This window comes from Frigoribacterium sp. PvP054 (assembly GCF_040547465.1).
GTDB lineage: Bacteria > Actinomycetota > Actinomycetes > Actinomycetales > Microbacteriaceae > Frigoribacterium.
The window spans coordinates 211,579-238,393 of sequence record NZ_JBEPPU010000004.1; the positions used below are offsets into that span (position 1 = coordinate 211,579).

Consider the following 26,815-nt stretch of genomic DNA (forward strand, 5'->3'; position numbering starts at 1 on the left):
CGGAGCACCCCATGACGACCACCCCCGGCCGCATCGAGACCACCCACGCGGGAAGCCTGCCGCGCACTCCCGAGCTGATCGCCGCCAACGACGCCCGCGCCCTCGGCGACGACGGCTTCACCCTCGAGCGCACGCCCGAGTTCGACGCCCTGCTGACCGACGCCGTCGTCGACCTCGTCCGCCGCCAGCGCGACCTCGGCATCACGATCGTCGGTGACGGCGAGTACGGCAAGGCCATGACGAGCGCGGTCGACTACGGCGCCTGGTGGTCGTACTCGTTCCAGCGCGTGAGCGGACTCTCGCTGACCGGGTCGGACGTCTTCAGCCAGCCGTCCGTCCGGTCCTCCCCCGGCGACGTCCGGCTGACGTCGTTCCCCGACCGCCGCGACTGGCAGACGTTCCACGACGCCTACACGGACCCGACCTCGGGCATCGGCACGGGGTCGGGCGCCACGCCGTTCCCGAGCACGACGGGCCCGCTGACGTACGTCGGGCACGACGCCATCGCTTCCGACGTCGCCAACCTGAAGGCCGGGCTCGCGGCGACGGGCGACGCGCCCGGGTTCATCACGTCGTTGTCACCGGGCAGCGGCGCCCGCATCGCGAACGACTTCTACGCCACCGACGAGGAGCACATCTGGGCCTGGGCCGAGGTGTTGCGCGAAGAGTACGCGGCGATCGTCGAGGCCGGCCTCACCGTGCAGATCGACGACCCGTCGATCGCCGAGAACTGGGACCAGATCAATCCCGAGCCGAGCGTCGAGGACTACCGCGCGTTCACGCGCATCCGGGTCGAGGCGCTCAACCACGCCCTCCGCGGCCTGCCGCCGGAGCAGGTGCGGTTCCACCTCTGTTGGGGCTCGTGGCACGGCCCCCACACGACCGACGTCGAGTTCCGCCACATCGTCGACCTGATGCTCGAGATCGACGCGGGTTCGTACTCGTTCGAGGCGGCTAACGTCCGCCACGACCACGAGTGGAAGCTCTGGCGCGACGTCGAGCTGCCGGCCGGCAAGAAGATCGTCCCGGGCGTCGTCAGCCACGCCACGAACGTCGTCGAGCACCCCGAGCTCGTGGCCGACCGCATCGAACGGTTCGCCTCGCTGGTCGGCCCCGAGAACGTCGTCGCCTCGACCGACTGCGGACTGGGCGGCCGCATCCACCCGCAGATCGCCACGGCGAAGCTGGCCTCGCTCGGCGAGGGCGCGCGCCTCGCGTCGCACCGCCTGTTCGGCTGAGCGTCCTCGCGGAGACGACCCGCGCCTCCTGGTCCGGTGGACGAGGAGGCGCGGGTCGTCTCGGGCGCGGCGGCCCCGTCAGTCGTCGAGCGGCTTGAGCACCCGCTGCAGGAACTGCCGGGTGCGGGCCTCGCGGGGGCGCGTGAGCACGTCGGCGGGCCGACCGCGCTCGACGACGACGCCGGCGTCCATGAAGAGCAGCTCGTCGGCCACGCGACGGGCGAACTCGAGCTCGTGGGTGACGACGATCATCGTCCAGCCCTCGTCCGCCAGTTCTTTGACCACCGTCAGGACGTCACCGACCAGTTCGGGGTCGAGGGCGGAGGTCGGCTCGTCGAAGAGCAGCAACTCGGGTCGCAGGGCGAGCGCCCGGACGATGCCCACGCGCTGCTGTTGCCCGCCCGAGAGCTCGGAGGGGTAGGCGCCGGCCTTCTCGGCGAGGCCCACCCGGGCGAGCAGTGCCTCGGCCTCGGCCCGCGCCTCCCCCGCGTCGCGACCCTGGACGCGCACCGGTCCCTCGACGACGTTCTGCAGCACGGTGAGGTGCGGGAACAGGTTGAAGTGCTGGAAGACCATCGACGACCGGTCGCGCAGGGCGAGCAGGTCGCGCGTGCCGACCGTGCCACCGAAGTCGATCGACCGACCGTCCGAGAGCGTGACCACTCCCCCGTCGGGCACCTCGAGGCTGTTGAGCGAGCGCAGCACGGTCGTCTTGCCCGAGCCCGACGGGCCGATGATCGCGACGACGCGTCCGCGCCGCACCTCGAGGTCGATGCCCCGGAGCACCTCGTTCGAGCCGAACGACTTGTGCAGACCACGGACGGTCAGCACGGGGGCGCCGGTCGCGTCGGCCGGCCGGGGCGGGGTGACGTCAGCGGGCAACGTGGCGGTCCAATCTTTTCTCGAGGGCGTCCTGCCCGAACGACAGGATCAGGCAGATCACCCAGTAGACCAGGGCGGCCTCGAGGTAGATCAGCAAGAACTGGTTCGAGACGGTCGCGATCTGCTCCGCCTGACGGAACAGCTCGACGACGAGGATGACGCTCGCCAACGAAGTGTCCTTGACCAGGCTGATGAACGTGTTCGACAGCGGTGGCACCGAGACCCGGGCGGCCTGCGGCAGGATGATGCGCCGGAGGGCGAGCCCGCGCGACATGCCGATCGTGTGGGCGGCCTCCCACTGGCCCTTGGGCACCGAGAGGATGGCGGCCCGGATGACCTCGGCGGCGTACCCGCCGACGTTCAGGGAGAACGCGATGATCGCGCTCGGCCACGGGTCGAGCCTGACGCCGATCGACGGCAGGCCGTAGAACACGACGAAGAGCTGCACGAGCAGGGGCGTGCCCCGGATGATCGAGATGTAGACCCGGGCGATGCCCGCGAGCACCGCCGTCCCCGACAGCCGCATGAGCGCGATGACGACGGCGATGACCAGCCCGATGGCCATCGACGCGAAGGCGAGCGGGATCGACGCGACGAGCGCCCCCGACACGATCGGCCAGAGCGACCGCCAGAACAGGTCGAGGGAGGACTGCACGCCTACTCGCTGACGTCCTGGCCGAAGTACTTCTCGCTGATGGTCGAGAGCGTGCCGTCGGACTTCAGCTCGGCGAGGGCGTCGTCGATCGCCGTCACGAGGTCGTCGCTGCCCTTGGTGGTGACCAGGGCCGAGCGCGAGACGTCGTCGGTCGTCGCCGCGATCTTGATGCCGGCGGCCTGGTCGGGGTTGGTCTTGACGTAGTCGAGGAAGGTCAGCTCGTCGTTGACCGTCGCGTCGATGCGGCCCTGCTCGAGCAGTGCGACCGACTGGGCCCAGCCCTCGACGACCTGGACGTCGGCGCCCGCGTCCTTGGCGGTCGTGTAGAAGTTGCTCGACTGCGACTGGGCCGTCGTCTTGCCCTTCAGGTCGGCGAGCGAGGTGATGTCGGTGTTGTCGGCGGCCGTGATCACGACGCCGCGGCTGACCGTGTAGGGCGTCGAGAAGTCGTACGTCGCCTCGCGCTCGTCGGTGATCGAGATCTGGTTCGCGACGAGGTCGAAGCGGCCGGCGGTGAGCCCGGCGAGCAGGGCGTCGAACTGGGTCTCTTCGAAGGTCGGGGTGACGCCGAGCTTCTCGGCGACGGCCGTGGCGACGTCGACGTCGTAGCCGGTCAGCGCACCGGACCCGCCCTCGTGGTAGGTGAAGGGCTGGTAGGTGCCCTCGGTGCCGATGACGATCTCGCCGGCCGCCTGGATGTCGGACAGGCTCTTCGCCGCGCCGGTGTCGGCGGTCGCGCTGCCGGTGGACTGGACGACCCCGTCGGTGGAGGCGGGAGCGCAGGCGGCCAGGGCGACGGCGGCGGCGGCGATGACGCCGACCGAGGCGAGGCGACGGACGGTGCGGACGGCGGTGATCTTCACGAGGGTTCCTTTGCTGCGGCTCGGGGGTCGGACGAGCCTCACGACCCTAACGCCGCGGGGGCGGGCGTGATTCCCGATGACTCCCCGTGACGCCGGCTCGGGCGTCCACGGGTCTGCGTCACCGTCTCTCGATCGCCTCGGCGACCGAGGGCGCCCCGTCGAGCCGGACGTGCCGGTGGGCGACCGCGTCGACCGAGACGGCGACCGTGCTGAGCGACAGCGAGTGGAACAGGTGGCCGTCGACGAGGTCGGCCCGGACGAGCGCGTCGTCGTCGTCCGTGGGCAGGGCACTGCTCTCACGGAGCAGGTCGAGCCACGGCGTCCAGCTGCCTTCTCCCCCGGCCGCCGTCGGCAACGGACCGGACGGAGGCGTGACGTCACGGAACCGGGGCAGCCACCGGTCGACGCGGGGCACGCTCCGGTCGTCGGGCGCGGCGTGCGTCAGGAGGTGCACCCCGGGGGCGAGGCGGGCCGTCCTGGTGACGGCGCCGTCCCACACGGAGTGCACCGCGCCTCCCGGGTCCGCCGTGAGCAGGTTGAAGGTGCGCGTCGTCTGCGGCCCGTCGGGCAGCAGGCCGTCGGCGGCGGCCCGCAGCGGCAGCGTGCCGCGCGTCGTCCAGCCGCCCGAGGGCGGATCCGGCGTCTCGTGACGGTTGAGCACGACGCTGGCGCGGCTCGGGCCCCGGGCGGTCGCCAGCCACGCGCCGCCGGCCGCGCGGTCGTGCACGCCCGTGACCCGGTCGCCGAGCTCGGGCCACCAGGCGCCGGGCTCGTCCCAGGGGCGGTCGGGCGACTCGTCACGGAGCCCCAGGAAGACGACGGGCCAGGGCGCGCCCGGCTGGACGGCGACGACGACGGTGCACATGGGGTCCTCAGGGTGGGGGCGCGTCGGGTCGGGAACCGACGTCCGGCCGCGGGATGCGGCATCGTGGAGGCCAACGCTACCGACCCGGCACCGGGTCGGCCGACCGCCGCATCGATCGACGAGGCCCATCGTGACGCACGACCACCCCCGCTCCTCCCCCGCCGACGCCCCGCGTCGCCTGTCCGTCGTCGTCGGCGTCTCGGGTGGGATCGCGGCGTACAAGGCCGTCGGCGTCGTCCGAGCACTCGTGCTGCGAGGGCACGACGTGCACGTCGTCCCCACCGAGGCCGCGCTGCGCTTCGTCGGCGCGCCCACCTGGGAGGCCACCAGTCGCAACCCCGTGCACACCTCGGTCTTCGACGACGTCGCCGAGGTGCGGCACGTGGCCCTCGGCCAGCGGGCCGACCTGATCGTCGTGGCACCGGCGACCGCGCACACGCTGGCCAAGATCGCCCACGGCCTCTCCGACGACCTGCTGGGCACGACGATCCTCGCGAGCACCGCGCCGCTCGTCGTCGCGCCCGCCATGCACACCGAGATGTGGCTGAACCCCGCCACGGTCGCCAACGTCGCACTGCTGCGGTCTCGCGGGGTGACCGTCGTCGGGCCCGACGACGGGCCGCTGACCGGCGGGGACGTGGGGCCCGGGCGCCTCAGCGAGCCCGACGAGATCGTCGCCGCAGCCCTGGCCCTCGTCCCCGACGCTGCCGACGCCGGCGGCCCGGCCGGCGCTGCGGGCGACCCGTCCGGTGCTGCGGGCGATTCGGCCCAGGAGGCGCGGGTCGGCGACCTCGACGGCCTGCGGGTGGTCGTCTCCGCCGGTGGCACCCGCGAGCCCCTCGACCCCGTGCGCTTCGTCGGCAACCGGTCGAGCGGCAAGCAGGGGGCCGCCCTGGCCCTCGCCGCCGCCGACCGTGGAGCCCACGTCACCGTCGTCGGCGCCGCCCTCGACGGTGCCGTCCGGCAGCGCCTCGTGGGGCGGGACGACGTCGACCTGGTCGACGTCGGAACCGCGCTCGAGCTCGAGGCCGCCCTGGCCGAGCACGCACCCCAGGCAGACGTCGTCGTCATGGCCGCGGCCGTCGCCGACTACCGTCCCGTCTCGGTGGCCGACGGCAAGATCCGCAAGGACGACGCGGGCGACGAGTTGACCCTCCGCCTCGTCCGCACCCCCGACGTCCTCGCGGGCCTCGTCGCGCGGCGTCCGGACGGGCAGGTGGTCGTCGGCTTCGCCGCCGAGACCGCCGGTGACCGGGACGAACTGCTCTCGCTCGGGCGAGCCAAGCAACGCCGCAAGGGGGCGGACCTGCTCGTCCTCAACGCCGTCGGCTGGACGACCGGGTTCGGCGCCGACGACACGGCCGTCGTCGTGATCGACGCCGAGGGTGCCGTCGTCTTCGAGTCCGCGGGGTCGAAGTCGGCCGTGGCCGAGGTCGTCTGGGACGCCGTGGCGTCCCACCGTCCGGGACGAGGCGGACGGTCCACCTCGTCGTCCCGGCCGCTCGACGTCGCGACGGGGGCGGGCGCGTGAGCCCCCGCGACCAGGGCGACCCCCGCCTCGGCACGACCGTGGGCGGTCGCTACCGTCTCGACGCGATCGTCGGTCGCGGCGGCATGGGAGCCGTGTACCGGGCCCACGACCTCGACCTCGGGCGCGACGTCGCGGTCAAGCTCTTCTCGTCGGACGGGCACGACGTCCACGACCTCGGCCGGCAGGTGAGCGAGGTGCGCCTCCTCGCCTCGCTGAACCATCCGGGACTCGTGACGCTCTACGACGCCCGCGTCGAGGGCGACGGTCACGACGACGACGCCTACCTCGTGATGGAGTACGTCGACGGTCCGACCCTTCAGACGGTGCTCGCCGACGGCCCCCTGTCGCACGCCGAGGCCGCCGCGCTGCTCGGTGACGTCGCGGACGGCCTCGCCGCCGTCCACCGTGCCGGCGTCGTCCACCGCGACGTCAAGCCCGCGAACATCCTGCTCGCCTCGCCGCACCACGACGGCGACCCCCGTCGGGCCAAGCTCGCCGACTTCGGCATCGCGTACCTGATCGACTCCACGCGGGTGACGGCCACGGGCACCCTGATGGGCACCGCCGCCTTCGTCAGCCCCGAGCAGGCCGAGGGGCGTCCGCCGGCCCCGGCGTCCGACGTCTACTCACTCGGGCTCGTGCTGGTCGAGGCGCTGACCGGGCGTCGGGTGTTCACGGGTTCGGTCGTCGAGTCCGTCATGGCACGGTTGACCCGCGACCCGGAGATCCCGTCCTCGATCGGGTCGGGCTGGGTCGGGTTGTTGACCCGGATGACGGCCCGCTCACCCGAGGACCGCCCGGCGGCCGCCGAGGTCGCCCGGGCCGCCCGGACGCTGGCCGCAGACGGGGCCGGGTCGACCGACGCCGTGACCCGCGTGATGGCCGCGCCCGACGCCGCCACCGCCGGCCTGCCCCTGGGTGACGCGCCCACCCGCGCGCTGCCGCGGGACGAGACCAGGACGCAGGTGCTCGGGGCGGGGACGGCGTCCGGCCCGGCTGCCGCCGCCTTCGTCGCCGACCCCGAGGCCACGCAGGCGCCGGAACGTCGCCGACGCTGGCCCGTCGTCGTGGCGGCCCTCGTCGTCGCGCTCCTGCTCGCGGCGGGCATCGGCTGGGCGGCGACCCGGGACGGCGGCACGGTCGATCCGGCCGACACGTCGACTCCGAGCGTCGACACCGATCCGTCGACCGCGCCGTCCGGATCGACCGGCGACGACTCGTCGCCGTCCGAGGAACCGTCCGACGAGTCGCCTGCCGATCCGACGCCCTCGGACGAGGTCAGCCCGACCCAGGAGGCGCCGGTCGAGCCGACGACGGAGCCCACGGTCGACCCCGTGACTCCCCCGACGGTGGAGGTCCCCGGGGTCGACGCCCCGGGCGGGGGCAGCGGACCCGGCAACAGCGGGCCCGGCAACGACGGCAACAACGGCAACGGAACCGACGGCAACAACGGAAACGGAAACGGCGGCACCGGAAACGGTAAGGGCGTCGGCCTCGGCACCGACCCGGGCACCCTGGGCGGTGTCGGCGCCCCGTGAGGGATGTGCCGTCGATCGTGACGACCTGCCGCTCGCGTCCCCCCGTCGAGCGGCAGGTGTCGAGCATCGAGCCGTGAGGCCGCCGCCTCCGTGCCGGTGGCTCGAGGTCCGACGACGCCCGGACAAGACGAAAGCCCCGGCCGAGGCCGGGGCTTTCTGTGTGTGAGCGATACTGGGATCGAACCAGCGACCTCTTCCGTGTCAGGGAAGCGCGCTACCGCTGCGCCAATCGCTCATGCTTCTGCGATGCGAGATCAGGATCTCGAACCGCCCTATTCAATTACCACATCGAGTCTAGACCAGGGTCTTGATCGTATGGAGGTGGAGACGGGATTTGAACCCGCGTGAACGGCTTTGCAGGCCGGTGCCTCGCCTCTCGGCCACTCCACCATACGAGTAGCCCCCAGAGGGAGGCCACCAGTCGGTGGACCACCCTCTGGTGAGCATTACACTCGAGCGGATGACGAGATTCGAACTCGCGACCCTCACCTTGGCAAGGTGATGCGCTACCGCTGCGCCACATCCGCATTTCGCTTTGCATTTCTGCGTGCAAAAGAACAATACCCACACCCCGGGGCAGAAACCAAATCGAGGGATGTTCGTGTCTCGGACCGTGGTCGGCACGGTCCACGAGAGCCGTGCCGCGGTGCGCCGAATGGCGTTCCCGGCCCGCGATGCACTAGCATCGTCGAGTCCCACACGGGCGATTGGCGCAGTTGGTAGCGCGCTTCCTTCACACGGAAGAGGTCATCGGTTCGAGCCCGGTATCGCCCACCACCATCGCGAGAGGCCCTGCGGAAGCAGGGCCTCTCGTCGTCTCACCGGCGTGACCCGTCGCCTCCCGGCCCCGGGCGTCGTGCGGGCCGTGGTCGCCCGAGTCGTGGCATCCTCACCCCATGACCGACTCCCCCGACTCCCCTGCCGCGCGCGCCTCCCCGGACCGCCCCTCCCTCGCCACCGACGCCGACTGGTGGCGCCAGGCGGTCGTCTACCAGGTCTACCCGCGCAGCTTCGCCGACGCGAACGGTGACGGCCTCGGCGACCTGGCCGGCGTGACCTCGCGCGTCCCGTACCTGCGGCGGCTCGGCGTGGACGCCGTCTGGCTCAGCCCGTTCTACCCGTCACCCCTGGCCGACGGCGGTTACGACGTCGCCGACTACCGCGACGTCGACCCGCGGCTGGGCACCCTGGACGACTTCGACGAGATGGTCACCGCGCTGCACGCCGCCGGCATCAAGGTCGTGGTCGACATCGTCCCCAACCACACCTCGAGCGAGCACGCGTGGTTCCGCGAGGCCCTGGCCTCTGACCCGGGCAGCGCCGCCCGGGCCCGATACGTCTTCCGGGACGGCCTCGGCGACGGCGGAGACACTCCCCCGTCGACCTGGGCGTCGAACTTCGGCGGGGGCGCCTGGACCCGTCTGCACCGCCCCGACGGCACGCCCGAGCAGTGGTACCTGCACCTCTTCGCCCCCGAGCAGCCCGACCTCGACTGGAGCCACCCCGAGGTGCGCGCCGACTTCGAGGACACGCTGCGCTTCTGGTCGGACCGCGGCGTCGACGGCTTCCGGGTCGACGTCGCCCACGGGCTGGCGAAGGACCTGACCGAGCCTCTGCGCGACGCCGCCGAACGCTCGGTGCTGCCGGTCGACGGCAGCGACCCGCTCTACGACCGCGACGAGGTGCACACCATCTTCGAGGGATGGCGCCGGGTCTTCGACGAGTACGACCCGCCCCGCAGCGCGGTCGCCGAGGCCTGGGTGCAGCCCGAGCGCGTACCGCTCTACGCTCGCCCCACCGAGCTCGGCCAGGCCTTCAACTTCGCCCTGACCCGGGCCGACTTCGACGCCGAGCAGTTCCGCACGATCATCGCGTCGACCCTCGACCAGGCCGCCGTCAGCGGGGCGACGAGCACCTGGGTGCTCTCGAACCACGACGTCGTCCGGCACGCCACGCGCTACGGCCTGCCGAAGGGGCAGGACCTCGACGCCTTCGTCCTGAGCGACGGTCGTCGACCGACCCTGGACCCGGACGCGGGCCTGCGTCGGGCGCGGGCCGCGACGCTGTTGATGCTGGCCCTGCCCGGCTCGGCCTACGTCTACCAGGGCGAGGAGCTCGGCCTCTTCGAGGTGGCCGACCTGCAGCCCGACGACCTGCAGGACCCCGTCTGGATCCGCACCGGCCATCGGCGGAAGGGCCGCGACGGCAGCCGGGTGCCCCTGCCCTGGGACACCAGCGAGCCCGCCCTGGGCTTCGGCGACCACGCACCCCACCTGCCGCAGCCCGAGTGGTTCGAGGACCTGGCCGTCTCGGTGCAGGACGACGAGGACGAGTCCACCCTGTCGATCTACCGTCGCGCGCTCGCCCTGCGACGCGAGTTGCAGCAGGGTGAGAGCCTCCGCTGGGCGGACGACGCCTCCGACGAGGTCGTGCACTTCTCCCGGCACGACGGCTGGCACTCGCTCACGAACTTCGGCGGCGGCCCCGTCGACCTGCCCGCCGGCGCCCGCGTCCTGGCCTCCAGCGAACCGCTGCACGACACGCTCGCCGGCGTCACCGAGGTGCCGGGCGAGACCACCGTCTGGTTCTCGCAGGCCTGAGGGCGACGGGTCGAGTCGGGCCCGGGCCCACGACGCGACCACGCGCAGGAGGCGCGGTGCGAGGGTATCCCGCACCGCGCCTCCTGCGCTCTGTCGCGGGACGCGTCCGGCGGACGCGGAACGGCCCCGGTCCGAGGACCGGGGCCGTTCGTCGTGCAGGAAGGGTCAGGCGCGCGAGTTCTCGAGCACGTAGCCCTCTTCGCCGTGGATGGCGAGGTCGATGCCGGCGACCTCGTCCTCGTTCTTGACCCGGAAGCCGATGGTCTTCTCGATCGCGAAGCCGATGACGTAGGCCAGGACGAACGAGTAGATGAGCACGACGACGGCGGCCAGGGCCTGGATGCCGAGCTGCGCGGGTCCGTGGCCGAAGAACAGGCCGTAGTCGGTCGAGAAGAAGCCGATGTAGAGCGTGCCGATGAGACCACCGATGAGGTGGATGCCGACCACGTCGAGCGAGTCGTCGAAGCCGAGCTTGAACTTGAGGTCGATGGCGATCGCGCAGACGGCACCGGTCAGCAGGCCCAGGACCATCGCCCAGAGGGGGCTGAGGGTGGCGCAGGCCGGCGTGATGGCGACCAGGCCGGCGACGGCGCCCGACGCGGCCCCGACGGACGTGGCCTTGCCGTCCTTGACCTTCTCGACGACCAGCCAGCCGATGATGGCGGCGGCGGGAGCGGCGATGGTGTTCATGAAGGCGACGGCGGCGATCCCGTCGGCCGCGAGCTCGGACCCCGCGTTGAACCCGAACCACCCGAACCAGAGCAGGCCCGCACCCAACAGCACGAAGGGAGGGTTGTGCGGCTTGTCGGCGCCCTTGGCGAACCCGACGCGCTTGCCCAGGACGAGGGCGAGGGCGAGACCGGCCGCACCGGCGTTGATGTGCACCGCGGTGCCGCCGGCGAAGTCGATGACGCCCATGCTGGCGATCCAGCCGCCGTCGACGACGGATCCGTCGTCTCCGAGCGTGAAGTTGAAGACCCAGCTGGCGACGGGGAAGTAGACCACGGTGGCCCAGACCCCGGCGAAGACCATCCAGGCCCCGAACTTGGCACGGTCGGCGATGGCGCCCGAGACGAGAGCCACCGTGATGATGGCGAAGGTGGCCTGGAACGCCGCGAACGCGATCGTCGGGTAGGCCCCGCTGCCGCCGGCGACGGCGTCCGTGTACAGCTGCTGGAGGCCTAGGGTCTTCCAGTCGAAGCCGAGGACGCCGTCGATGCCGATGAAGCTGTCCGTGCCCGCGGGGCCCTCAGGCCCGTTCGAGAACGCGATCGAGTACCCGAAGAGCACCCACAGCACGCCGATCAGGCCCATGGCCCCAAAGCTCAGCATCATCATGCTGATCACGCTCTTGGCCTTGACGAGTCCGCCGTAGAAGAAGGCCAGGCCGGGGGTCATGAGCAGCACGAGCGCCGCACAGATGAGCAGGAAGGCGGTGTTGCCTTGGTCGAGTTCCATGTACGGGTCACCTCTCGAGTTGCTGAGTCGGGGAGGCACCGACGTCGAGGTCGAACGCGCCAGGTGGCGGGCTGTGGTGACGAACGCTCTCGTCCGGTGCGGCCCCCAGTGTCTCGGGGTGAGGTTTCGGTCCGTGTGCGGGATTGTTTCCCCGATGTAACACGATCCGGGCTCAGGTAAACAACGTGTTTCCGATCGCCCGGCACCGGGTGGGGACGTCGTCAGAGCGAGGTGAGAGCCACCAGGCGCGACACGGCACGAAGGTACTTCTTGCGGTAACCGCCGGCGAGCATCTCGTCCGAGAAGACCTGGTCGAGGGGTGTGCCCGAGGCGACGACCCGGATCTGGGCGTCGTAGAGGCGGTCCACGAACGCCACGAGGCGCAGGGCGTCGACCTGGCTGGTGAGCACGTGCACGTCACGCAGGCCGACCGCGTCGAGGTCGTCGACGAGCTTGACGTACTTGCTGGGGTGGACGGTCGCGAGGTGTCGGACGACGCCGTCGAAGTCGTCGAGCGAGACGGTGCCCCCGACGGCGGCCGCGGCGTGGTCGACGTCGTCGACCACGTGGGCCCTGGCCTCGACCTCACGGCGTCGGTAGTCGTCGCCGTCGATGCGCAGCGTGAGGAACTTGTCGCTCAACCCCTGGATCTCGCGGAGGAAGTCCGCCGCGGCGAATCGGCCCTCGCCGAGTGCGTTGGGCGGGGTGTTCGAGGTGGCCGCGATGCGCGTGCCGTCGTCGGCCAGGTCGCCGAGCAACCGGGTCATCATCATCGTGTCGCCCGGGTCGTCGAGCTCGAACTCGTCGATGCATACCAGGGACGCGCCCTTCAGCTGCGAGGCCGCACCGGCGTAGCCGACGGCACCGACGAGCGCCGTGTACTCGATGAACGTGCCGAAGTACCGCCGCCCCGTCGTGCGGTTCCAGAGGGCGGCCAGCAGGTGGGTCTTGCCCACGCCGAAGCCGCCGTCGAGGTAGAGCCCCGGGCGGACGGCCGGGACGACCGGCTTCTTGCGGAACAGGCCCCTCTTCGGTGCCTCGGCACCCGCGCCGCCGAACGCCGTCACGGCGGCGACGGCCTCGGCCTGCGACGCGAAGTCGGGGTCGGGCCGGTAGTTCTCGAGCGAGGCCTCGTCGAACTGACGAGGAGGCACGAGCTGCGTCACGATCTCGGCCCCGGTGATCGTCGGGGTGCGGTCGGTCAACGACACGAGCGTGCTGACGGATTCGGGGGGCATGGCGGCGGCCTCGCGGTGGTGGGGGCGGGGATGTGTCAGAGTCGTACGGTTCCCGGGCGACGGTCACGCGGCATGCGTAACCTCGACGGGGCCGAGCAGAGGCGATCCTACGCCGCCGGGCACGACCCGTCGCCCGCCGCCGGCCCCATCCCGACACCTGAACGAGGAGACACCATGGCCGTCGAGCACGACACGTCCGCCCGCTTCGGCGAGTACGCCCACCCCGAGCGACTCGTGAGCACCGAGTGGCTGCACCAGCACCTCGGCACCCCCGGGCTCGTCGTCGTCGAGTCCGACGAGGACGTCCTGCTCTACGAGACCGGCCACATCGCCGGCGCCGTCAAGATCGACTGGCACCTCGACCTGAACGACCCCGTCCAGCGCGACTACGTCGACGGCGAGGGCTTCGCCGCCCTCATGGCCCGCAGCGGCATCTCGCGCGACAGCACCGTCGTGATCTACGGCGACAAGAACAACTGGTGGGCCGCCTACGCCCTTTGGGTGTTCTCGCTGTTCGGTCACGAGGACGTCCGCCTGCTCGACGGCGGCCGCGCCAAATGGGAGGCCGAGGGGCGCGACTACACGACCGACGCCCCGGCGGTCGAGCCGACGGACTACCCCGTCGTCGAGCGCGACGACAGCGTCATCCGGGCCTACAAGGACGACGTGCTGGCCCACCTCGGCAAGCCCCTGATCGACGTGCGGTCGCCCGAGGAGTTCTCGGGTCAGCGCACGACGGCTCCGGCCTACCCCGACGAGGGAGCCCTCCGCGCCGGCCACATCCCGAGCGCGCAGAACGTGCCGTGGGGCAAGGCCGCCGCTGACGACGGCACCTTCCGTCCGATCGCCGAGCTCGACGCGATCTACCGCGAGGGCGCGGGCCTGGCGGACGGCGACCAGGTCGTCGCCTACTGCCGCATCGGTGAGCGGTCGAGCCACACCTGGTTCGTCCTGACGCACCTCATGGGCTTCGAGGACGTCCGCAACTACGACGGCTCGTGGACCGAGTGGGGCAGCGCCGTGCGCGTCCCGATCGTCCAGGGCACCGAGCCGGGCGAGGTGCCGGCCCGGTGACCGACGTGGCCGCCTCCCCCGGCGCACTGCCCGAGGCACTCGTCGAGATCCGCGAGGAGTTCCTCGCCCTCGACGTCCGCAACCGCCTGCAGCTGCTGCTCGAGTTCTCGAACGAGCTGCCCGAGTTGCCCGAGCGCTACGCCGACCACCCCGACCTGCTCGAGCGGGTGGTCGAGTGCCAGTCCCCCGTGTTCCTCTTCGTCGAGGTCGCCGAGGGCCGCGTCCACCTGCACGCCACGGCTCCCCGCGAGGCGCCGACGACGCGGGGGTTCGCGTCCATCCTCGCCCAGGGGCTCGACGGGCTCACGGTCGAGCAGGTGCTCGACGACGTCCCCGACGACTACCCGCAGACCATCGGACTGACCGAGGCGGTCAGCCCGCTGCGCATCCGGGGCATGACCGCCCTCCTGGGTCGGGCCAAGCGTCAGATCCGCGAGCGGACCGCCGCCGCGTGACGCTGCGCGTCCTGCACGCGCTCGAGCGGCCGACCGACGTCGGGCTCGAGCTCGACATCGACGACGCGGGGGCGCCCGCGCGGATCCGCGAGCTGTACGACCCGCCCCGCGAGACCTGGCTCCGGCTGAACCTCATCGCCGCGGTCAGCGGGGACGCCGCGGGTTCGGACGGCACCTCCGAGACCCTGAGCAACGCCACCGACCGGACGATCCTGGCGGCGATCCGCGCGCTCGCCGACGGGGTGCTCGTCGGCGCGGCCAGCGTGCGAGCCGAGGGCTACCGGGTGCCGAAGTCGTCCCGGCTGGTCGTCGTCACGTCGTCCGGCGACCTGTCCGGGCACCGGATGGATCCGACCGAGGCCGAGCGCGTCGTCGTCGTCTGCCCGTCGTCCGCCCGGGCCCGGGTCCGCGAGACCCTCGGCGAGGCGATCTGGGCGGCCGCGGCCGTGCTGACCGCGCCTGACGACGGTGGTCGGCTGGAGCCCGCGGCGATCCTGCGGTGCCTGCGAGACCAGCGCCTCCGTTCGCTCGTCTGCGAGGGCGGGCCGTCGCTCGCCGGGCAGTTCTTGCGCGACGGGCTCGTCGACGAGCTGTGCCTGTCGACGTCACCGGTCGTGATCGGCAGCGGCCTGCCGGTGTTCGGCCGCGAACGGTTCGACCCGGCGTCGCTCGTGCTGGGTCAGCTGCTCGTCGACGAGCAGAGCACCCTCTACGCCCGGTGGTCGGTCGAGGGCGGGCCCGCGAGCCGCTGACGTTCGAGCCACCCCGAGATCGCCGCCTCGAACCGCTCGGGGTCGAGGTTCCAGAGCTTCGTGTGCCGGGCGACGTCGAACGCCTCGAGGGTCACGAGGTCGGGGCGTGCCTCGGCCAGGGCGTGCGACGCCGTGGACGGCACGAAACCGTCGTCGTCGCTGTGCAGCACGAGCACCGGGACCTCGAGCTCACCCGACCGCGCCACGAGGTCGAGCCGGTCGAAGTCGATCGGCTCGGCGCTGCCGGCCAGTCGGCAGAGCAGGGGCGATCCGAGGAGGCGCAGGACGAGGCCCTGGACGACCGGGGGCACGCGCATGGCCGCTCCCTGGTACGCGAGGGTCGTCCGCCAGTCCACCACGGGCGACTCGAGCACGAGCCCCCTGACGGCCCCGCGGAGCGCCGAGCGCGTCGCCGCCTGCAGCACGAGGGCGCCGCCCATCGACCAGCCCGTCAGGACGACCGACGTCGCACCGTGGTCGAGGGCGTACCGGAGGGCCGACTCGACGTCGCGCCACTCGGTGTCGCCCAGGGCGTACCGGCCGTCCGACGACCGGGGCGCCTCGCCGTCGTTGCGGTACGACACGAGCAGCGAGGTGACGCCGTGCCGGTGGAAGACCGGAACGCCGCGGATGGTCTCGGCGCGGGTCACGCCCCGGCCGTGCACGGCGATCGTCCACGGGCCGTGGGTGCCGTGCGCTGCGGGGACGAGCCACGCCGGCGCCGCTCCCACCTCGGTGGGCACCGACACCTCGTGGGCGACCAGGCCCGCGTCGTGCGGCGTCGGGAACAGCCACCCGCCGATGCGACCGTGGCGGGCGCGGTCGAGGTCGCCGCCCTCGACGCCTTCGACCCGGCGGACCACGTGTCGTCCGTCGTCCCGGACGACCTCGCCGAGGCGGGCGTGCCCCCGCCCGCGGTCGAACCAGAAGCTGTACCGGCCGGGGAGGCGCGTGTCGGGCGTCGAGGTCAGGGTCACCGTCCCGCTCGCGGCGTCGTGTGCCTCGACCCGGACGTCGTCGCGTCGCCGACGCGCGGGCGTCACGATCTTCCGCGCGATGGCCACGACACCCGACGCGAGGGCCACCGCCGACACGAGGACGGTGCCACCGACGGCGATCGAGACGATCGCGAGCGGGCCGACGCCCCCTCGACCGGTGGATGCAGGGCGGGTCACGGGCGGCTCCTCGGGCGGCGGCAGGTGGCTGCGGGGCGACCTGTGGATCTGCTGAGCCGGGCGCGGCGTGCCGCGGGGGTCGCCCTCGGGTTCGACCCTAGTCTTCGAGGGTGTCCGAGATCCCCCCGACGTTGACCCGGCCGCCCGCATTCGCCGCGGCCGTCGAGTCCGTCCACCGCGCCTCCGCCCGGGACGCCCTCGCCATGATCGAGATCCCGGCGCCGAGCGGCCTCGCGCCGCACGCGCTGGCCCTCGCCGGCGACGTGGTCGGCGCCGCGGGCCGCCCCGATCCCGACCTCGGCACGGGGCGCTTCGTGCTCCTCTACGACGAGGACGAGCCCGAGGCCTGGGGCGGGCCGTTCCGGGTCGTCGCCTTCGCGCAGGCCCCCCTCGAGACCGAGATCGCCCTCGACCCGTTCGTGGCGGACGTCGCCTGGTCGTGGTTGGTCGACAGCCTCGACGCCCGCGGCGCCTCGTACGGCCAGGCCTCGGGGACCGCCACGAAGATCCTCTCGACCGGATACGGTGAGTTGGCCAGCCACGGCGACGGGGCCCAGCTCGAGCTCAGGGCCTCGTGGAGTCCCACCACCACCGACCTGGCCCCGCACATCGAGGCCTGGAGCGAGCTGATCTGCACGCTCGCCGGGTTGCCCCCGACGGTGGAGGGCGTCACGCTCCTCGCCTCGCGGCGGGTCGGGCGGGACTGACCCATCGGACCGAACGGCGCGACCGGACCACGACGGCGCCCCCGGACAGGAACAGCGGAGACATGACCACAGCGACACCAGACGAGGCAACACCCGTCGGCGACGGCCCCGGCGGCGTCGGGCCGAGGGTGACCGTCCGACCCCAGGTCGAGACCGCGGACTCGGTCCACGGCGAGGTGGTCGTCATCGACGACCGCGAGGGCTACCTCGCCGCCGTCGAGGCGATCCGGGCCGGCACCGGGCCCGTCTCGATCGACGCCGAGCGCGCCTCCGGATACCGCTACTCGCAACGGGCGTACCTGATCCAGGTGTTCCGACGGGGGTCCGGGGTGTTCCTGCTCGACCCGCCGGCCATCGGCTCGTTCGACGAGCTGCAGGACGTCATCGGCGACGAGGAGTGGGTGCTGCACGCCGCCAGCCAGGACCTCGCGTGCCTGCGCGAGGTGGGCCTCGACCCCAGCCGCATCTTCGACACCGAGCTCGGTGCCCGCATCGCCGGCCTGCCGAAGGTCGGCCTCGGAGCCGTCGTCGAGCAGCTGCTCGGCGTCCACCTGGCGAAGGAGCACAGCGCGGCGGACTGGTCGACGCGGCCCCTGCCGCAGAGCTGGCTGGTCTACGCCGCGCTCGACGTCGAGTTGCTCGTCGACCTGCGTGACGCCATGGAGGCGGTGCTCGCGGACGCGGGCAAGCTCGAGATCGCCCGCCAGGAGTTCGAGGCGACGTTGCGCCGCGAGGCCAAGCCCGCCCGCGTCGACCCGTGGCGTCGCCTGACGGGGCTGCACAGCCTGCGCGGATCGCGGTCGCTGGCCGTCGCCCGCGAGCTCTGGCAGGCCCGCGACGACTACGCCCGCGAGATCGACACGGCCCCCGGGCGACTCGTGCCCGACTCGTCGCTCGTCGCGGCCACCCGGGCCATGCCCACCGACAAGCGCGCCCTGGCCGGCCTGAAGGAGTTCGTCGGCCGCGCGAGCCGCAGCGAACTCGACCGGTGGTTCGCGGCCATCGAACGCGGTCGCGCCACCACCGACCTGCCGTCGCACCGCGGCCCGGCCAGCGACACGCTGCCGCCTCCCCGCTCGTGGGCCGACAAGAACCCCCTCGCCGACGCCCGGTACAAGGCGGTGCGGCCGCGCGTCACCGACATCGCCGAGGGGCTCGACCTCCCCGTCGAGAACCTGCTCACGCCCGAGACCCTCCGCCGTCTCGCCTGGGACCCGCCGATCCCCTTCGACACGCCGACGATCTCGGCGGCTTTGGTCGAGCTCGGGGCACGGGCGTGGCAGGTCGACGCCGTGGCCGAGGCCGTCGCCGAGGCCTTTGTCGACGCCCACCAAGAGCCCGAGCCGACGGGCGACGGGCCTTCGTAGGATTGCTCGAACGATTCTCGGGCCCTCGACGTCGTCCCTAAGATCGGGAGCAGATCCTGACACTGGAGGCAATGTGGCCGAGAGCAACGATGTCGTGTTCGTCGACGGGGTACGCACCCCGTTCGGTCGGGCCGGCGACAAAGGCATGTACTGGCAGACCCGGGCCGACGACCTGGTCGTGAAGGCGATGAAGGGCCTCCTCGAACGCAACCCGTCCCTCCCGCCCGAACGCATCGACGACGTCGCCATCGCGGCGACGACGCAGCAGGGCGACCAGGGGCTCACCCTCGGTCGCACGACGGCGCTGCTGGCCGGCCTGCCCCGGTCCGTGCCCGGTTACGCGATCGACCGCATGTGCGCCGGCGCCATGACCAGCGTCACCACCGTCGCCGGCGGCATCGCGTTCGGCGCCTACGACGTCGCCCTCGCCGGCGGCGTCGAGCACATGGGTCGCCACCCGATGGGCTTCGCCGCCGACCCGAACCCGCGGTTCGTCGCCGAGAAGCTCGTCAGCGGCGAGGCCCTGAACATGGGCAACACGGCCGAGCGCATCCACGACCGGTTCCCGCAGCTGACCAGAGAGCGGTCCGACCGCTACGCGATGCGGTCGCAGCAGAAGCTGGCCGCGGCCTACGACGCCGGCCAGATCCAGCCCGACCTCGTCCCGGTCGCGATCAAGACCGACCAGGGCTGGGGGCTGGCGACCCGTGACGAGGCACCCCGGCCCGAGACCACGATGGAGGGGCTGGCCGGCCTGCGTACGCCCTTCCGACCGCACGGTCGCGTCACGGCGGGCAACTCGTCCGGACTCAACGACGGCGCGACGGTCAGCCTCATGGCGTCCGGCGCGGCCGCGAAGGAGTTGGGCCTCACCCCCAAGATGCGCCTGGTCAGCTTCGCCTTCGCCGGCGTCGAGCCCGAGATCATGGGCATCGGTCCCGTCCCGTCCACCGAGAAGGCCCTGCGCAAGGCCGGCCTCTCGATCGACGACATCGGGCTGTTCGAACTGAACGAGGCCTTCGCCGTGCAGGTGCTGTCGCTGCTCGACCACTTCGGCATCGACGACGACGACCCCCGCGTCAACCCCTGGGGCGGCGCCATCGCCGTCGGGCACCCCCTGGCCTCGTCGGGCGTGCGCCTGATGATCCAGCTGGCCCGTCAGTTCGAGCAGCACCCCGAGGTGCGCTACGGCCTCACCGCCATGTGCATCGGACTCGGCCAGGGCGGCAGCGTCATCTGGGAGAACCCCCACCACTCGCGGAAGGCGGCGCGCGCATGAGCACGGCGATCGAACAACTGACCGAGCTGTCGGCCGACGAGGTCGTCACGCACTCCTACGTCCACGACGTCCCGTTGCCGTCCGGGGGCGTCCTCGCCCTCGTCACGCTCGACAACGGCCGCGACCACACCCGACCGAGCACCCTGGGGCCGGCGTCGTTGCACGAGTTCGGCGCGACCCTGGACGCGGTCCGCACCCGCGCCTCCTCGGGTGAGATCGCGGCGATCGCCGTGACGGGCAAGCCGTACTTCTTGGCGGCGGGTGCCGACCTGAGCAAGGTCAGCGCCATCCCCAGTCGAGACGTCGCCCGCGAACTGGCACGGCTCGGCCATGCCGTGCTGGGCAAGCTGCACGACGCCGGCGTGCCCACCTTCGTGTTCGTCAACGGGCTCGCCCTCGGCGGTGGGCTCGAGATCGGCCTGCACGCCGACTACCGCACGGTCGACTCGTCGGCCGCGGCGATCGCCCTGCCCGAGGTGTTCCTCGGGATCATCCCCGGCTGGGGTGGCGCCTGGCTGCTGCCGAACCTCATCGGCATCGAGAACGCCCTCAAGGTCGTCATCGAGAACCCGTTGAAGAACAACCGCACGCTCAAACCCGCCCAGGCGCTCGAACTCGGCATCGTCGACGTGGCCTTCGGCCCGGCCTCGTTTCTCGAGGACAGCATCCGATGGGCCGACGGAGTGCTGACCGGACGGGTCGTGGTCAAGCGGCCGAACGTGCCCGGCAAGCTCGAACGGGCGGTGAAATGGGACGTCGCCGTCTCGGTCGCGCGCAAGTCGCTCGAGTCGAAGATCGGCACCGTGGCGAAATCCCCGTACGCCGCCCTCGACCTGCTCAAGGCGGCGAAGAACACCGACCGCGCGACCGGGTTCGCGGCCGAGGACGAAGCCCTGGCCGACCTCGTCGCCGGCGACCAGTTCCACGCCAGCATGTACGCCTTCGACCTCGTGCAGAAGCGGGCGAAGAAGCCCGCCGGTGCTCCCTCGCCCGACCTCGCGCGGAAGGTCGGCAAGGTCGGCATCGTCGGGGCGGGCCTCATGGCGAGCCAGTTCGCCTTGCTCTTCGTCCGTCGGCTCCGCGTGCCCGTCGTCATCACCGACCTCGACCAGGCTCGGGTCGACACCGCTCTCGGCCGCATCCGCGGCGAGATCGACGACCTTCAGGCCAAGGGGCGGATCTCACGCGACGAGTCGAACCGGCTGAAGGCGCTCATCACGGGCACCACCGACCTGGCGGACTTCGCCGACGCCGACTGGGTCATCGAGGCCGTGTTCGAAGAACTCGGCGTCAAACAGGAGGTCTTCGCGAACGTCGAGGCCGTCGTGTCCGACACCACGGTGCTGGCGACGAACACGTCGTCGCTCAGCGTCGAGCAGATCGGGGCGAGGCTGGCCCACCCCGAGCGGTTGGTGGGCTTCCACTTCTTCAACCCCGTCGCCGTCATGCCGTTGGTCGAGGTCGTCAAGACACCCCTGACCGACGACGAGACGCTCAGCACGGCCATGGTCACGGCCAAGGCCTTGCGCAAGAACGCCGTCATCACGGCCGACACCCCCGGGTTCGTCGTCAACCGCATCCTGGCCAAACTCCTCGGTGAGGCCATGCACGCGGTCGAGACGGGGACGCCCTTCGAGGTGGTCGATCGCGCCACCGCACCGTTCGGACTGCCGATGACTCCCTTCGAGCTCCTCGAGCTCGTGGGGCTCACGGTCGGTGCGCACGTCCTCGACACCCATCACACCGCCTTCCCCGACCGGTTCTTCGCGAGTGAGGGCCTCCACCGTCTCGCCGAGCACGGCACGATCTTCGAGCGCGACTCGAAGGGACGCCGCAAGGGCTTCGACAAGAAGGCCGTGGCGCTGGCAGCAGGGCCCGGTACCGCCCTCAGCGACGACGAGCTGCGGGTGCGCATCGAGGACGGTCTCGCGGACGAGGTCGGACGCATGCTCGACGACCACGTGGTGGCGGCCGCCGAGGACATCGACCTCTGCCTCATCCTCGGCGCGGGTTACCCCTTCCAGATGGGCGGCGTGACCCCGTACCTCGATCGGGTCGGTGCCTCGCGCCGCGTGCGCGGTCGGGACTTCCACGAACCGGCGATCCGCGGCCTCGACTAGACCGGCGACCGGCCCCGCGTCGACTGAACGCCCCCGTCTCGGATCGAGACGGGGGCGTTCGTCATGACCGCCGGTCGACGGCCCTGGCGGTTCAGGGGGCCGTCAGTCGCGTCGTGCGTCGTCGTTCCGCGGGGTGGACGAGGCGTCGTCGAGGGGTCGGGCGACCGGGATGCGACTGCCCAGCACCTGAGCGACGACGTCGCGGGCGATGTGCTGCGGGGTGAGGCCGGCCTCCTCGAGGATCTCGGCCCGCGAGCCGTGCTCGAGGAACTCGTCCGGGAGGCCCAGCTCGGTCACGGCGGTGTCGACCCCGGCACCGCGGAGGTCCTGCCGCACCCGTGTGCCTATGCCACCGACGCGCACGCCGTCCTCGATGGTGATGACGAGTCGGTGCGTGGCGGCCAGGTCGATGACGCTCTTCGGCACGGGGACGACCCAACGTGGATCGACGACGGTCGCGCCGATGCCCTGGTCTTGCAGGCGCTCGGCGACGTCGAGCCCGACGCCGGCCATGGGACCGACGCAGACGATCAGCACGTCGTCGTGGTCGCCTCGCCGGAGGACCTCGACGCCGTCCCCCAGACGCTCGACGGCCTCGTGCTCGACGCCGACCGCACCCTTCGAGAAACGGATGACGGTCGGGGCGTCGTCGACCGTGACGGCCTCGCGCAGTTCTTCGCGGAGCCTCGTGGCGTCCCGAGGAGCAGCGAGACGGATGTGTGGCACGATCTGCAGGAGGGCGAGGTCCCACATGCCGTGGTGGCTCGGCCCGTCCGGCCCCGTGACGCCGGCGCGGTCGAGGACGAAGGTCACGCCGGCCCGGTGGAGGGCTACGTCCATCAGGACCTGGTCGAACGCGCGGTTCACGAAGGTCGCGTAGAGGGCGACCACGGGGTGGAGACCGCCGAAGGCCAACCCGGCGGCACTCGTGACGGCGTGCTGTTCGGCGATGCCGACGTCGAAGACCCGCGACGGGAACCGCTCGGCGAGCTTGTGCAGGCCCACCGGTCGCAGCATGGCGGCGGTGATGCCCACGATCTTCTCGTCGTGCTCGGCGATGTCGACGATCTCGTCGGCGAACACCGACGTCCAGGACGGCGACGTCGCGGCCTCGAGGGGCTCGCCCGTCTCGGGGTCGATCTGCCCGACCGCGTGGAACTGGTCGGCGACGTCGGCCCGAGCCGGGTCGAACCCCCGGCCCTTCTCGGTGATGGCGTGCACGATGACCGGGGCACCGTAGTTCTTCGCCTGGAGCAGCGCTTCTTCCATGGCGACCTGGTCATGCCCGTCGACCGGGCCGATGTACTTGATGTCGAGGTTGGAGTAGAGCGCCTCGTTGTTGGTGAAACGGCTCAGGAAGCCGTGCAGTCCCCCGCGGACGCCGCGGTAGACGGCGCGACCCGGGTGCCCGAGTCGGTCGAAGACGGCGCGGCTCCCGACGTGGAGTTCGCGGTAGGCCTGCCGCGTGCGGACGGTGTTCAGGAACCGGGCCATGCCACCGATGGTGGGGGCGTACGAGCGCCCGTTGTCGTTGACGACGATCGTGAGGCGACGGTCGTTGTCGTCGCTGATGTTGTTCAGCGCCTCCCAGGTCATGCCGCCGGTCAGGGCTCCGTCGCCCACGACGGCGACGACGTGCCGGTCGTCGCGACCGGTGAGCTGGAACGCCCGCGAGATGCCGTCGGCCCACGAGAGCGAACTCGAGGCGTGCGAGCTCTCGACGATGTCGTGCTCGGACTCGGAACGCTGGGGGTAGCCGGCGAGCCCTCCGCGGAGGCGCAGGGCCGAGAAGTCCTGGCGACCGGTGAGCAGTTTGTGCACGTACGACTGGTGACCCGTGTCGAAGACGAAGGCGTCGTGCGGCGAGTGGAAGACGCGGTGCATGGCGAGGGTGAGCTCGACGACGCCCAGGTTCGGGCCGAGGTGGCCCCCGGTCTTCGACACCTCGGTCACGAGGAACCGACGGATCTCGGCGGCCAGTTCGACCATCTGGTCGTTCGTCAGGCGGTCGAGGTCGCGAGGCCCCGTGATCGTCTGCAACAGGCTCATGCTGGTCTTCCTCCTCCGCCCTCTCGGGCATCCGTCCACTCTAGGCACGTGCCCGGCGAGAACGCCGTACGACCCCCGGACGACGCGCGTGCTCGTCCGGGGGTCTCGGGTCGGTGCGGTCCGGTGATCAGACCAGGCTGCGCAGGACGTACTGCAGGATGCCGCCGTTGCGGTAGTAGTCCGCCTCGCCCGGTGTGTCGATCCGGACGACGGCGTCGAACTCGACCGGCTGCTTGCCCTCGGGCGAGTGGGCCGTCGGGGTCGCCGTGACGCGGACCGTCTTCGGCGTGGTCCCGTCGTTGAGCTGTTCGAGGCCGACGATGTCGATCTGCTCGGTGCCGTCGAGCCCCAGGGACTCCCAGCTCTCGCCCTGGGGGAACTGCAGGGGCACCACGCCCATGCCGATGAGGTTCGAGCGGTGGATGCGCTCGAAGCTCTCGGTGATGACGGCCTTGACGCCCAGCAGGCTGGTGCCCTTGGCGGCCCAGTCACGGGACGATCCCGAGCCGTACTCCTTGCCGCCCAGGATGACCAGGGGCGTGCCCTGTTCTTGGTAGCGGGCACTGGCGTCGTAGATGAACGACTGCGGTGCGTCCGGCTGCGTGAAGTCGCGGGTGTAGCCGCCCTCGACGCCGTCGAGCAGCTGGTTCTTGAGCCGGATGTTGGCGAAGGTGCCGCGGATCATGACCTCGTGGTTGCCCCGGCGCGAACCGTACGAGTTGAAGTCCTTTCGGTCGACGCCGTGCTCGTCGAGGTAGTGACCCGCCGGGCTGTCGACCTTGATCGAACCGGCGGGGCTGATGTGGTCGGTCGTGACCGAGTCGCCGAGCTTCGCCAGGACGCGGGCACCCTGGATGTCGGTGACCGGCGTCGTCTCGATCGTCATGCCCTCGAAGTACGGGGGCTTGCGGACGTAGGTCGACTCGGAGTCCCACTCGAAGGTCGCACCGGTCGGTGTCGGCAGCGACCGCCACCGCTCGTCCCCGTCGAAGACGCCCGCGTACTCGTGCGTGAACATGCCGGTGTCGATCGACGAGTCGATGGTCTGCTGCACCTCGGCCGCGTCGGGCCAGATGTCGCGGAGGTACACGTCGGTGCCGTCGTCGGAGGTGCCGAGCGCGTCGTTCTCGAAGTCGAAGTTCATCGAGCCGGCCAGGGCGTAGGCGATGACCAGGGGCGGGCTCGCCAGGTAGTTCATCTTGACGTCCGGGTTGATGCGACCCTCGAAGTTGCGGTTGCCCGACAGGACGGCCGTGACGGCCAGGTCGTTGTCCTGGACGGCCGTCGAGATCTCGTCGAGCAACGGACCCGAGTTGCCGATGCAGGTCGTGCAGCCGTAGCCGACGGTGTAGAAGCCGAGGTCCTCGAGGTACGAGGTCAGACCGGCCTTCTCGTAGTAGTCGGTGACGACCTTCGAACCGGGCGCGAGGGTCGTCTTGACCCACGGCTTGGCCTTGAGGCCCTTCTTGCTGGCGTTGCGGGCGAGCAGGCCGGCGGCGAGCATGACCGAGGGGTTCGACGTGTTCGTGCACGACGTGATGGCCGCGATGGCGACGGCGCCGTGGTCGAGGGTGAAGGTCGAGCCGTCCTCGAGGGCGACGGACGTCGGCTTCGAGACCTTGGCCGGTGCGTGGGACGTGTGCGAGATCGTGTGCGGCTGCGCCTCGTCGTCGTCCTCGGCCGTGAAGCCGATGGGGTCGGACGCCGGGAAGGTGCCCTCGACGGCGGCGTCGACGTGCGAGTGGTCGGTGCCGGCGTAGTTCTCGAGGTCGACCTCGAACTGCGACTTGGCCTCGGTCAGTTCGATGCGGTCCTGCGGACGCTTCGGACCCGCGATGGACGGGACGACCGTGGCGAGGTCGAGCTCGAGGTACTCGCTGAAGACCGGCTCGATCGACGGGTCGTGCCAGAGTCCCTGCAGCTTCGCGTACTGCTCGACCAGGTCGATCTGCTCGTCGGAGCGGCCCGTGAGGCGAAGGTAGTCGAGGGTCACGTCGTCGATGGGGAACATCGCCGCCGTCGAACCGAACTCGGGGCTCATGTTGCCGATGGTGGCGCGGTTGGCCAGCGGCACCTCGGCCACGCCCTCGCCGTAGAACTCGACGAACTTGCCGACGACGCCGTGGCGACGCAGCTGCTGGGTGATGGTGAGGACCACGTCGGTGGCGGTCACGCCGGTGGGGATCGAGCCCGACAGCTTGAAGCCGACGACCTTGGGGATGAGCATCGACACCGGTTGACCCAGCATGGCGGCCTCGGCCTCGATGCCGCCCACGCCCCACCCGAGCACGCCGAGGCCGTTGACCATCGTCGTGTGCGAGTCGGTGCCGACGAGGGTGTCGGGGTACGCCTGGAGCACGCCCCCGACCTCGCGGCTGTAGGTGACGCGGGCCAGGTACTCGATGTTGACCTGGTGGACGATGCCGGTGCCCGGCGGGACGACCTTGAAGTCGTCGAAGGCCGTCTGACCCCACCGCAGGAACTGGTACCGCTCGCCGTTGCGCTCGTACTCGATCTCGACGTTGCGCTCGAGGGCGTTCTCGCTGCCGAAGAGGTCGGCGATGACCGAGTGGTCGATGACGAGCTCGGCGGGCGCCAACGGGTTGATCTTGGTGGGGTCGCCGCCGAGCTCGGCGACGGCCTCGCGCATGGTGGCGAGGTCGACGATGCAGGGCACGCCGGTGAAGTCCTGCATGACGACGCGAGCCGGCGTGAACTGGATCTCGGTGTCGGGGTCGGCGGTCGGCTGCCACGAGCCGAGTGCCCGGATCTGGTCACCCGTGACGTTCGCACCGTCCTCGGTGCGGAGCAGGTTCTCGAGCAGGACCTTGAGGCTGAACGGAAGCTTCGAAGAACCCTCGACCGCGTCGATGCGGTAGACCTCGTAGTCGGTGGACCCGACCGTGAGGGTGTTCTTCGAGCCGAAACTGTTGATTGCAGACACGTGCCGTCTCCCTTGCTGACTACGC

Annotated in this window: 20 protein-coding genes and 4 tRNA genes; 12 read left to right on the top strand and 12 right to left on the bottom strand. The window is 71.5% G+C overall.

Going from position 1 to position 26,815, the window contains the following annotated elements; translation table 11 throughout:
- The first annotated feature begins 11 nt into the window (after nucleotides 1-11).
- Complete coding sequence (locus ABID81_RS08040; protein WP_354594270.1) at nucleotides 12-1,238, top strand: cobalamin-independent methionine synthase II family protein; 1,227 nt, start codon at nucleotides 12-14, stop codon at nucleotides 1,236-1,238.
- Nucleotides 1,239-1,316: 78 nt separating this feature from the next.
- Here the strand turns inward: ABID81_RS08040 and ABID81_RS08045 are convergent, their stop codons facing one another.
- From ABID81_RS08045 to ABID81_RS08060, 4 genes are all read right to left on the bottom strand, one after another.
- Nucleotides 1,317-2,120 (bottom strand): amino acid ABC transporter ATP-binding protein, encoded by an 804-nt coding sequence (locus ABID81_RS08045; RefSeq protein WP_354594271.1) that lies wholly within the window; start codon nucleotides 2,118-2,120, stop codon nucleotides 1,317-1,319.
- Complete coding sequence (locus ABID81_RS08050; RefSeq protein WP_354594272.1) at nucleotides 2,110-2,775, bottom strand: amino acid ABC transporter permease; 666 nt, start codon at nucleotides 2,773-2,775, stop codon at nucleotides 2,110-2,112. The genes ABID81_RS08045 and ABID81_RS08050 overlap by 11 nt, the downstream gene beginning before the upstream one ends.
- A gap of 2 nt (nucleotides 2,776-2,777) precedes the next feature.
- On the bottom strand, nucleotides 2,778-3,632 hold the full coding sequence (locus ABID81_RS08055; protein WP_502915194.1) for an amino acid ABC transporter substrate-binding protein: 855 nt from the start codon (nucleotides 3,630-3,632) through the stop codon (nucleotides 2,778-2,780).
- A 124-nt stretch (nucleotides 3,633-3,756) separates the two neighbouring features.
- Nucleotides 3,757-4,503, bottom strand: coding sequence for an NRDE family protein (locus ABID81_RS08060; protein ID WP_354594274.1), 747 nt, complete (start codon nucleotides 4,501-4,503; stop codon nucleotides 3,757-3,759).
- Nucleotides 4,504-4,681: 178 nt separating this feature from the next.
- On the opposite strand from ABID81_RS08060, the gene ABID81_RS08065 reads away from it, so the two are divergent.
- Together ABID81_RS08065 and ABID81_RS08070 are read left to right on the top strand one after the other, a co-directional pair.
- Nucleotides 4,682-6,034: a bifunctional phosphopantothenoylcysteine decarboxylase/phosphopantothenate synthase gene (locus ABID81_RS08065; RefSeq protein ID WP_354594339.1), complete on the top strand. Its 1,353-nt coding sequence runs from the start codon at nucleotides 4,682-4,684 to the stop codon at nucleotides 6,032-6,034.
- Complete coding sequence (locus ABID81_RS08070; RefSeq protein WP_354594275.1) at nucleotides 6,031-7,572, top strand: serine/threonine-protein kinase; 1,542 nt, start codon at nucleotides 6,031-6,033, stop codon at nucleotides 7,570-7,572. Before ABID81_RS08065 ends, ABID81_RS08070 begins: the two co-directional genes overlap by 4 nt.
- A 163-nt stretch (nucleotides 7,573-7,735) precedes the next feature.
- Here the strand turns inward: ABID81_RS08070 and ABID81_RS08075 are convergent.
- From ABID81_RS08075 to ABID81_RS08085, 3 genes are all read right to left on the bottom strand, one after another.
- Nucleotides 7,736-7,807: transfer RNA gene (locus ABID81_RS08075), tRNA-Val, on the bottom strand.
- Nucleotides 7,808-7,888: 81 nt separating this feature from the next.
- A tRNA-Cys gene (locus ABID81_RS08080) sits at nucleotides 7,889-7,962 on the bottom strand.
- Nucleotides 7,963-8,027: 65 nt separating this feature from the next.
- A tRNA-Gly gene (locus ABID81_RS08085) sits at nucleotides 8,028-8,099 on the bottom strand.
- Nucleotides 8,100-8,273: 174 nt separating this feature from the next.
- Between ABID81_RS08085 and ABID81_RS08090 the strand changes: the two genes are divergently transcribed.
- Both ABID81_RS08090 and ABID81_RS08095 read left to right on the top strand, forming a co-directional pair.
- A tRNA-Val gene (locus ABID81_RS08090) sits at nucleotides 8,274-8,349 on the top strand.
- Between the two features lie 119 nt (nucleotides 8,350-8,468).
- The gene (locus ABID81_RS08095; RefSeq protein WP_354594276.1) at nucleotides 8,469-10,172 is read left to right on the top strand and encodes a glycoside hydrolase family 13 protein; all 1,704 of its coding nucleotides are present in this window, start codon (nucleotides 8,469-8,471) and stop codon (nucleotides 10,170-10,172) included.
- Between the two features lie 165 nt (nucleotides 10,173-10,337).
- Here the strand turns inward: ABID81_RS08095 and ABID81_RS08100 are convergent, their stop codons facing one another.
- Together ABID81_RS08100 and zapE are read right to left on the bottom strand one after the other, a co-directional pair.
- Nucleotides 10,338-11,630: an ammonium transporter gene (locus ABID81_RS08100; RefSeq protein WP_354594277.1), complete on the bottom strand. Its 1,293-nt coding sequence runs from the start codon at nucleotides 11,628-11,630 to the stop codon at nucleotides 10,338-10,340.
- A gap of 221 nt (nucleotides 11,631-11,851) precedes the next feature.
- Nucleotides 11,852-12,868, bottom strand: coding sequence for a cell division protein ZapE (gene zapE, locus ABID81_RS08105; protein ID WP_354594278.1), 1,017 nt, complete (start codon nucleotides 12,866-12,868; stop codon nucleotides 11,852-11,854).
- Nucleotides 12,869-13,042: 174 nt separating this feature from the next.
- On the opposite strand from zapE, the gene ABID81_RS08110 reads away from it, so the two are divergent.
- The 3 genes from ABID81_RS08110 to ABID81_RS08120 are packed head-to-tail and all read left to right on the top strand — an operon-like array spanning nucleotide 13,043 to nucleotide 15,149.
- A complete protein-coding gene (locus ABID81_RS08110) occupies nucleotides 13,043-13,942 on the top strand; it encodes a sulfurtransferase (protein WP_354594279.1) in 900 nt (299 codons plus the stop codon).
- Nucleotides 13,939-14,397, top strand: coding sequence for a SufE family protein (locus ABID81_RS08115; protein ID WP_502915192.1), 459 nt, complete (start codon nucleotides 13,939-13,941; stop codon nucleotides 14,395-14,397). The genes ABID81_RS08110 and ABID81_RS08115 overlap by 4 nt, the downstream gene beginning before the upstream one ends.
- On the top strand, nucleotides 14,394-15,149 hold the full coding sequence (locus tag ABID81_RS08120) for a dihydrofolate reductase family protein (protein WP_354594280.1): 756 nt from the start codon (nucleotides 14,394-14,396) through the stop codon (nucleotides 15,147-15,149). The genes ABID81_RS08115 and ABID81_RS08120 overlap by 4 nt, the downstream gene beginning before the upstream one ends.
- Here the strand turns inward: ABID81_RS08120 and ABID81_RS08125 are convergent.
- Nucleotides 15,107-16,324, bottom strand: a complete 1,218-nt coding sequence (locus ABID81_RS08125; protein WP_354594281.1) for an alpha/beta hydrolase family protein — start codon at nucleotides 16,322-16,324, stop codon at nucleotides 15,107-15,109. The two genes, ABID81_RS08120 and ABID81_RS08125, sit on opposite strands and share 43 nt — an antisense overlap.
- A 110-nt stretch (nucleotides 16,325-16,434) precedes the next feature.
- On the opposite strand from ABID81_RS08125, the gene ABID81_RS08130 reads away from it, so the two are divergent.
- The 4 genes from ABID81_RS08130 to ABID81_RS08145 all read left to right on the top strand — a co-directional run bounded on the left by ABID81_RS08130 (nucleotide 16,435) and on the right by ABID81_RS08145 (nucleotide 21,797).
- Nucleotides 16,435-17,031 carry a DUF3000 domain-containing protein gene (locus ABID81_RS08130; RefSeq protein WP_354594282.1) on the top strand — a complete coding sequence of 199 codons (597 nt, stop codon included), beginning with the start codon at nucleotides 16,435-16,437 and terminating at the stop codon, nucleotides 17,029-17,031.
- A 62-nt stretch (nucleotides 17,032-17,093) separates the two neighbouring features.
- Nucleotides 17,094-18,398 (top strand): HRDC domain-containing protein, encoded by a 1,305-nt coding sequence (locus ABID81_RS08135; RefSeq protein WP_354594283.1) that lies wholly within the window; start codon nucleotides 17,094-17,096, stop codon nucleotides 18,396-18,398.
- A 73-nt stretch (nucleotides 18,399-18,471) separates the two neighbouring features.
- Nucleotides 18,472-19,677, top strand: coding sequence for a thiolase family protein (locus ABID81_RS08140; protein ID WP_354594284.1), 1,206 nt, complete (start codon nucleotides 18,472-18,474; stop codon nucleotides 19,675-19,677).
- On the top strand, nucleotides 19,674-21,797 hold the full coding sequence (locus ABID81_RS08145) for a 3-hydroxyacyl-CoA dehydrogenase NAD-binding domain-containing protein (RefSeq protein WP_354594285.1): 2,124 nt from the start codon (nucleotides 19,674-19,676) through the stop codon (nucleotides 21,795-21,797). The genes ABID81_RS08140 and ABID81_RS08145 overlap by 4 nt, the downstream gene beginning before the upstream one ends.
- 102 nt (nucleotides 21,798-21,899) lie before the next feature.
- Here ABID81_RS08145 and dxs read toward each other — a convergent pair whose 3' ends face one another.
- Both dxs and acnA read right to left on the bottom strand, forming a co-directional pair.
- Nucleotides 21,900-23,846, bottom strand: a complete 1,947-nt coding sequence (gene dxs / locus ABID81_RS08150; RefSeq protein WP_354594286.1) for a 1-deoxy-D-xylulose-5-phosphate synthase — start codon at nucleotides 23,844-23,846, stop codon at nucleotides 21,900-21,902.
- Between the two features lie 127 nt (nucleotides 23,847-23,973).
- Nucleotides 23,974-26,790 (bottom strand): aconitate hydratase AcnA, encoded by a 2,817-nt coding sequence (gene acnA / locus ABID81_RS08155; RefSeq protein ID WP_354594287.1) that lies wholly within the window; start codon nucleotides 26,788-26,790, stop codon nucleotides 23,974-23,976.
- Between the last annotated feature and the right edge of the window lie 25 nt (nucleotides 26,791-26,815).

Coding starts and splice junctions, on each gene's coding strand:
- ABID81_RS08100 (WP_354594277.1), bottom strand. CDS start 11,630: ATGGAACTCGACCAAGGCAACACCGCCTTCCTGCTCATCTGTGCGGCG.
- ABID81_RS08110 (WP_354594279.1), top strand. CDS start 13,043: ATGGCCGTCGAGCACGACACGTCCGCCCGCTTCGGCGAGTACGCCCAC.
- ABID81_RS08040 (WP_354594270.1), top strand. CDS start 12: ATGACGACCACCCCCGGCCGCATCGAGACCACCCACGCGGGAAGCCTG.
- ABID81_RS08135 (WP_354594283.1), top strand. CDS start 17,094: ATGACCACAGCGACACCAGACGAGGCAACACCCGTCGGCGACGGCCCC.
- dxs (WP_354594286.1), bottom strand. CDS start 23,846: ATGAGCCTGTTGCAGACGATCACGGGGCCTCGCGACCTCGACCGCCTG.
- zapE (WP_354594278.1), bottom strand. CDS start 12,868: ATGCCCCCCGAATCCGTCAGCACGCTCGTGTCGTTGACCGACCGCACC.
- ABID81_RS08095 (WP_354594276.1), top strand. CDS start 8,469: ATGACCGACTCCCCCGACTCCCCTGCCGCGCGCGCCTCCCCGGACCGC.
- ABID81_RS08060 (WP_354594274.1), bottom strand. CDS start 4,503: ATGTGCACCGTCGTCGTCGCCGTCCAGCCGGGCGCGCCCTGGCCCGTC.
- ABID81_RS08145 (WP_354594285.1), top strand. CDS start 19,674: ATGAGCACGGCGATCGAACAACTGACCGAGCTGTCGGCCGACGAGGTC.